Here is a 6013-nt window from a genome sequence, read left to right as displayed (position 1 = left end):
GATAAGTGTGTCCGGGGAAAGGGGAGCTGCGGCCAGTTTCAGATTTATGCAACAGCGCCCCTACGACCTTCAGATTATGAGCCCGAAGAGCTGCTCCAACCCGCGACACACACCAGAGCTGGTTCTGGTTTTTCGACCAGCTTTCTGCCGCAATAAGCTATAGCATTGGTCTCATGTCAGGCGGCAGCTTTCAGGTTCGTGTCGTCACTCGTTTTTAGATCTGAGATTTCGGACTGAGGAAAAACTGAAAGCGTTAACAAGCCGCTGAAAAGGATTTTGAGCAACTGTTCTCGAAGAACCGATCAATGCGGCTCACAAGAGGTTTTGATCAGCTTATCGAGAGAGCGCAAAACTCACCCTGTTCTGCCGGTTCGTGTGCCGCACCAGGCTTTTTCAGTGATCTTATAGGCCGCTATCCGAGCGGACTCGTCGCATTCAACATTTTGGTGCATCGCACACTTAAGACACGACATATTGAGGTCGAATCGATTTCGCGAGATCCTTGCCCCGATTTCGAGACAACTTTGCCCCGATTTACACCCTCAGTGCGTCCAGGCGCCCCGGCGATCGACGGCAAAGTTTTCTGCGTAGCCGCGCGGGCGGATATTGGATTTGCGCTTTTTCGGGTCGGACACCATCGCCTCTATGCCATTGTCGCGGGCATAATCCAGCGCGGCTTCCTTGGAATCGAACCGCAAGCGCACCTGAGCCTGTGTGTCTGTGGAAGAGGTCCAGCCCATCAGCGGATCCACTTCGCGCGCCGAGTCCGGTGCAAATTCCAGAACCCAGTGATGGGTCTTGGCCTGACCCGAGGACATGGCGGTTCGAGCCGGCTGATAGATACGCGCGCGCATGGGACACCCTCTGAATTGAATTGCGCCATTATCGCGAATTTGTGCCGCGAGGGCAAGCACCGCTGGCGGCGTCTTATGTCGCATCCGATCTTTCCGGCGCAGAGCGGGACTGGGAGGAGCAAGCAGCCCGAGCCGGACAGATCATCACAGGGAGAGCGAGGGGAGCGGGAGACGTGATCGCCTCGTGCGGCACACAGGCTGCTTGCTCTTTATCTTAGGAGGGTGGCATGCGCAGGACCAAATGAAAATTTCACTTAAAATGAACACGAAACGGGCCAAAGTCATCGGGAAATTCAGATCAAGACCTTGAAAAGGCATCACTATCACTCAAATATGCGACACTTTTGACGCGAGTTCAGCAAAAACCACTCTGCCGACTTTTCAGGCAGATGTCGCAAAACCCGTGCCGCAGCCTTCTCCTGACACCCGATGTCAGCAGCCAGACCGTCCACCTCTTTACCCGAAGCGCTGCGCCTGACAAAAGATGATGCCTTGAATATGCCGCCGCAAACGACACCTGTGTGAGGCACGCCACGAGGTTAGATCATGCCCTTTGCCCATTCCGACAAGTCCGAAGCTCTGATGCACGCGCCCGCGCCGGACGTGAAACAGCGCGAAAAGCTCGAAGGCGGAATCCGTTTTCGCATGGCGACGGATTTTGAACCGGCCGGCGATCAGCCCACCGCGATCAAGGAACTTGCAGGCGGCGTGATGGCGGGCGAGCGGGATCAGGTGCTGTTGGGTGCCACCGGCACGGGCAAGACCTTCACCATGGCCAAGGTGATCGAGGAAACCCAGCGTCCCGCGATCATCCTTGCCCCCAACAAGACGCTTGCCGCGCAATTATACGGCGAATTCAAGGGCTTCTTTCCCGACAACGCGGTCGAGTATTTCGTCAGCTTCTATGACTACTATCAGCCCGAAGCCTATGTGGCGCGCTCTGACACCTATATCGAGAAAGAATCCCAGATCAACGAACAGATTGACCGGATGCGCCACTCGGCCACCCGGGCGCTTCTGGAACGCGACGATGTGATCATCGTGGCCTCGGTGTCCTGCATCTATGGCATCGGGTCGGTGGAAACCTATGGCGCGATGACGCAGGATCTGCTGGTCGGCAGTGATTACGATCAGCGCAAGATCATCGCGGACCTCATCGTGCAGCAGTACAAGCGCAACGATCAGGCCTTCCAGCGCGGCACCTTCCGGGTGCGCGGCGATTCTCTGGAAATCTTTCCCGCCCACCTCGAAGACCGCGCCTGGAAACTGTCCTTCTTTGGCGAAGAACTCGAATCGATCACCGAATTCGACCCGCTGACTGGCGAAAAGACCGGCACATTCGACCGTATCCGCGTCTATGCCAATTCGCACTATGTCACGCCGAAACCCACGCTCAATCAGGCGGTGATCTCCATCAAGAAGGAACTGCGCCAGCGGCTTGACCAGCTGGTGAATGACGGCAAATTGCTTGAGGCCCAGCGTCTGGAACAGCGCACCAATTTCGACATCGAGATGATCGAGGCGACCGGCGTCTGCAACGGCATCGAAAACTATTCACGCTACCTGACAGGCCGCGCACCGGGCGAGCCGCCCCCCACCCTGTTCGAATTCATCCCCGACAATGCCATCGTTTTTGCCGACGAATCCCACGTCTCGGTGCCGCAGATCGGCGGCATGTACAAAGGTGACTACCGGCGCAAATTCACCCTGGCCGAACACGGCTTCCGCCTGCCTTCCTGCATGGACAACCGCCCCTTGAAGTTCGAGGAATGGGATGCCATGCGCCCCCAATCGGTCTTTGTCTCGGCCACCCCCTCGGCCTGGGAGTTGGAACAGACCGGCGGCGTCTTCACCGAACAGGTCATCCGCCCCACCGGCCTGATCGACCCATACATCGAAATCCGCCCGGTCGATACGCAGGTCGATGACCTGCTGGATGAGGTGCGCAAGGTGGCCGCCAATGGCTTCCGCACGCTGGTGACCACCCTGACCAAACGCATGTCAGAGGATCTGACCGAATACATGCACGAACAGGGCATCAGGGTGCGCTACATGCACTCGGACATCGACACGCTTGAGCGGATCGAGATCCTGCGCGACCTTCGCCTTGGTGCCTTTGACGTGCTGATCGGGATCAACCTGCTGCGCGAGGGGCTGGATATCCCGGAATGCGGGCTGGTTGCCATTCTGGACGCGGACAAAGAGGGGTTTCTGCGTTCTGAAACCTCGCTCATCCAGACCATCGGGCGTGCTGCGCGCAATGTCGAAGGCCGCGTGATCATGTATGCGGACCGCATCACCGGCTCAATGGAGCGCGCCATGGGCGAAACTGACCGGCGCCGGGAAAAGCAGATCGCCTATAATGTCGAGCACAACATCACCCCGGCAACGATCAAGAAGAACATCGATGATGTGATGTCAGGCATCTACAAGGGCGACACGGACATGAGCCGGGTCACCGCCAAGGTGGACAAGACCCATGGTGGCAATCTGCAAACGGTGCTTGAGGGGCTGCGCATCGACATGCGCAAGGCCGCCGAAAACCTGGAGTTCGAAGAAGCCGCCCGCCTTCGGGACGAGGTCAAGCGGCTGGAAGCGGTGGACCTTGCCATCTCGGCCGACCCCATGGCGCGCCAGCAGGCGGTTGAGCGCGCCTCGGAAGAGGCGGTCAAGGGGCGTGGACGGTCGACCGCCGGGCGGGGCGGGATGCACGGCGGCAATGTGAAACGACGGGGACGGTAAGCCGCCCCTCAGGTCACCCGCGCAGCACGGCCAAGGACCCGTTGCTCGTGGCGGTCGATCTCTTCCCTGCAGCAGAAAACCGCCAATCTGTGACAGCTTTCATATCGTCGGGAACAAAACCCCCTGCTCCATGCGTTGTCCTGTCAGCAAGTACGAAACAATCGCTCAGGAGGAAGCAATATGGAATATGGACTTCTAGGACTGATCGTCCTCGTTGCTGACATCTACGCCATCTACAACATCCTCACATCTGGCGCCTCCACGGCGGCCAAAGTTGTGTGGACACTGGTGGTATTCATCCTGCCTGTGCTGGGCTTTATTGCCTGGCTCGTGGCTGGACCCCGCGGCGCTTCGGCCCGCATCTGACCAGTCTTGCCCGGACGGTCAAAGGCCTGTGCGTATCCCTCCGCACAGGTCTTTTCTATGTCCGCCGCAAATCTCAACCGGGTCAGTCCAGAACGATGATCCCAGTGTGCTTGGCCTTGAATTCCGGCTCAACATGGATGGTCACGTTGGCATCAATGACCACTTCTTTCAGGCAATGCTCGACCTGATCGCAGACCTCATGCGCCTCGGCGACCGACATCTCGCCCGGCACCACAAGGTGAAAGTCGATAAAGGTGACCTTGCCCGCATGGCGCGTGCGCAGATCATGCGCCTCGACCGCGCCGCCGGCCTTGGTCGAGATGACCTCGCGAATTGCCTTCAGCGTGTCTTCGGGAACGGCCTCATCCAGCAGTCCACTCAGGGAATCGCGGATCACCTTCCAGCCCGACCACAGGATGTTCACCGCGACCAGCGCTGCAAGCGCGGGGTCCAACACCCACCATCCCGTCGCATAGGCCAGCAGGATGCCAAGGGCCACGCCGCAGGAAGTTACGACATCCGACAGCAGATGCCGCCCATCCGCCACCAGTGCAGGCGACCGTTCCACCCGACCCCGGGTGATCAGCACCCAGCACCAGAGCGCGTTCAGCACCGTCGCGCCCCCATTGACAAGCAGCCCCTCGATCGGGGCATCGATCACCTTCGGGGCAAAGAAGCCGCCATAGGCCTGATGCATGATCAGCATCGCGGCGATGATGATCATTACCCCTTCCAGAGTGGCGCTGAAGAATTCTGCCTTGTGATGACCATAGGGGTGGTTCGCATCCGCCGGCAGCGCCGCGACGCGGATGGCGATCAGCGCGGCAATCGCCGTCACCACGTTGACCGTGCTTTCCAGCGCATCCGACAGCAGCGCGACAGACCCGGTCATCCACCAGGCCAGAGCCTTGAGCCCGAGGACAGCAAACCCCACCAGAAGGCTGCCAAAAGCGAGTTTCATAGTGGTGTTCACAACGGCGTCCCCGCAAGGTTAGAATCGGCTGATAGCAGCGCCACTCGACCCGCGCAACACATTGATATTGCGCATGATAATCGCTCGCATTTACCTTAAACGCGCGGACGGGAATTCCGGCCCCGGCCACAAAGGGCGCGCATGGACAGCGGTTTGAAAAGGTTGCGAAAAATATACCCGTACCAGATCTTGCAGGGGCGCAAAGCCGCACCATCTACCATGCGCGTGTTAACCCTCAGATCCAAAGGATCATCCCCATGCGCCCGCTCCTCATCGCCTGTCTGCTCGCGACCGCTGCCGCCCCCGCATTTGCCGACAGCACCTCTGGCAGGGTTGTTGCATTTGACCGCAAGGCCAATGTTCTGGTGATGGACGACAAGACGGTCTGGTCGCTGGAAACGCTCAAGGTCGTGCCAGAGGGTCTGAAATCCGGCGATCTGATCAAGATCGATTATACCTCGAACGCAGACAACGGCTGGGGCAAGATAAACGCGATCGTGATCAAGGGCTGACACCCCCCCGACGCCCTGCCGCGCCAGCCATCACGGCGTTTGCCGCGGAAACCTGGACCGCTGATTTCGCGTGAAATCACGGCCAGAGACTGCGAATATCCGATTCAAGTTCAACCCGAACTGCTGTAGCGTGCCATCATGCGTATCCTCTTCCTCATCCCTCTTCTGGCGCTTGCCGCCTGTGGCACACCGCGCGAACGGTGCGAATCGGATGCGGCCGCGCCCTATCGCGCGGCCCTGCAGGAACGCGCCCGCATCGCCGAGGATCTGGCGCGCGGCTATGTCTTTCAGACCCGCTTTGAACAACGCCGGACCTTCGGCTGGTGCGGCCTGCCCAGCGGGGGCTTTTACCAGTGCTGGGAAACCGACACCCAGCCGGTGACCCGCCGTGTGCCGCTGGACACCGCCGTGGCTCAGGCCCGGATGTCCGAACTGAACACCACCCTGCCCTTCCTGCGCACGGCGGCAGAGGCCGACACCGGCCAGTGTCAGGCCCTTTATCCCGCAGAGACTCTCGCAGAGAAACCCGCAGAGACTCCGGCAGGCACGCCCAAGGGCTGATCCCG

Annotated in this window: 6 protein-coding genes; 4 read left to right on the top strand and 2 right to left on the bottom strand. The window is 59.5% G+C overall.

Annotation, left to right across the window (positions count from 1 at the left end; translation table 11 throughout):
• Positions 1 to 542: 542 nt before the first annotated feature.
• A complete protein-coding gene (locus P775_RS20585; RefSeq protein WP_099912749.1) occupies positions 543 to 854 on the bottom strand; it encodes an ETC complex I subunit in 312 nt (103 codons plus the stop codon).
• A gap of 546 nt (positions 855 to 1400) precedes the next feature.
• Here P775_RS20585 and uvrB point away from each other — a divergent pair.
• The gene (gene uvrB / locus P775_RS20580; RefSeq protein ID WP_099912748.1) at positions 1401 to 3596 is read left to right on the top strand and encodes an excinuclease ABC subunit UvrB; all 2196 of its coding nucleotides are present in this window, start codon (positions 1401 to 1403) and stop codon (positions 3594 to 3596) included.
• Between the two features lie 180 nt (positions 3597 to 3776).
• Entirely contained in the window at positions 3777 to 3962 is a 186-nt protein-coding gene (locus tag P775_RS20575) for a PLD nuclease N-terminal domain-containing protein (protein WP_099912747.1), read from the top strand.
• A gap of 82 nt (positions 3963 to 4044) precedes the next feature.
• Here the strand turns inward: P775_RS20575 and P775_RS20570 are convergent, their stop codons facing one another.
• Positions 4045 to 4935 carry a cation diffusion facilitator family transporter gene (locus P775_RS20570; protein ID WP_099912746.1) on the bottom strand — a complete coding sequence of 297 codons (891 nt, stop codon included), beginning with the start codon at positions 4933 to 4935 and terminating at the stop codon, positions 4045 to 4047.
• A 257-nt stretch (positions 4936 to 5192) separates the two neighbouring features.
• On the opposite strand from P775_RS20570, the gene P775_RS20565 reads away from it, so the two are divergent.
• The gene (locus P775_RS20565) at positions 5193 to 5447 is read left to right on the top strand and encodes a hypothetical protein (protein WP_099912745.1); all 255 of its coding nucleotides are present in this window, start codon (positions 5193 to 5195) and stop codon (positions 5445 to 5447) included.
• Positions 5448 to 5585: 138 nt separating this feature from the next.
• On the top strand, positions 5586 to 6008 hold the full coding sequence (locus P775_RS20560) for an excinuclease ABC subunit B (protein WP_099912744.1): 423 nt from the start codon (positions 5586 to 5588) through the stop codon (positions 6006 to 6008).
• Positions 6009 to 6013 lie beyond the last annotated feature (5 nt).

Source organism: Puniceibacterium antarcticum (genome assembly GCF_002760615.1).
Lineage (GTDB): Bacteria > Pseudomonadota > Alphaproteobacteria > Rhodobacterales > Rhodobacteraceae > Puniceibacterium > Puniceibacterium antarcticum.
This window is presented reverse-complemented; position numbering and strand designations above follow the sequence as displayed.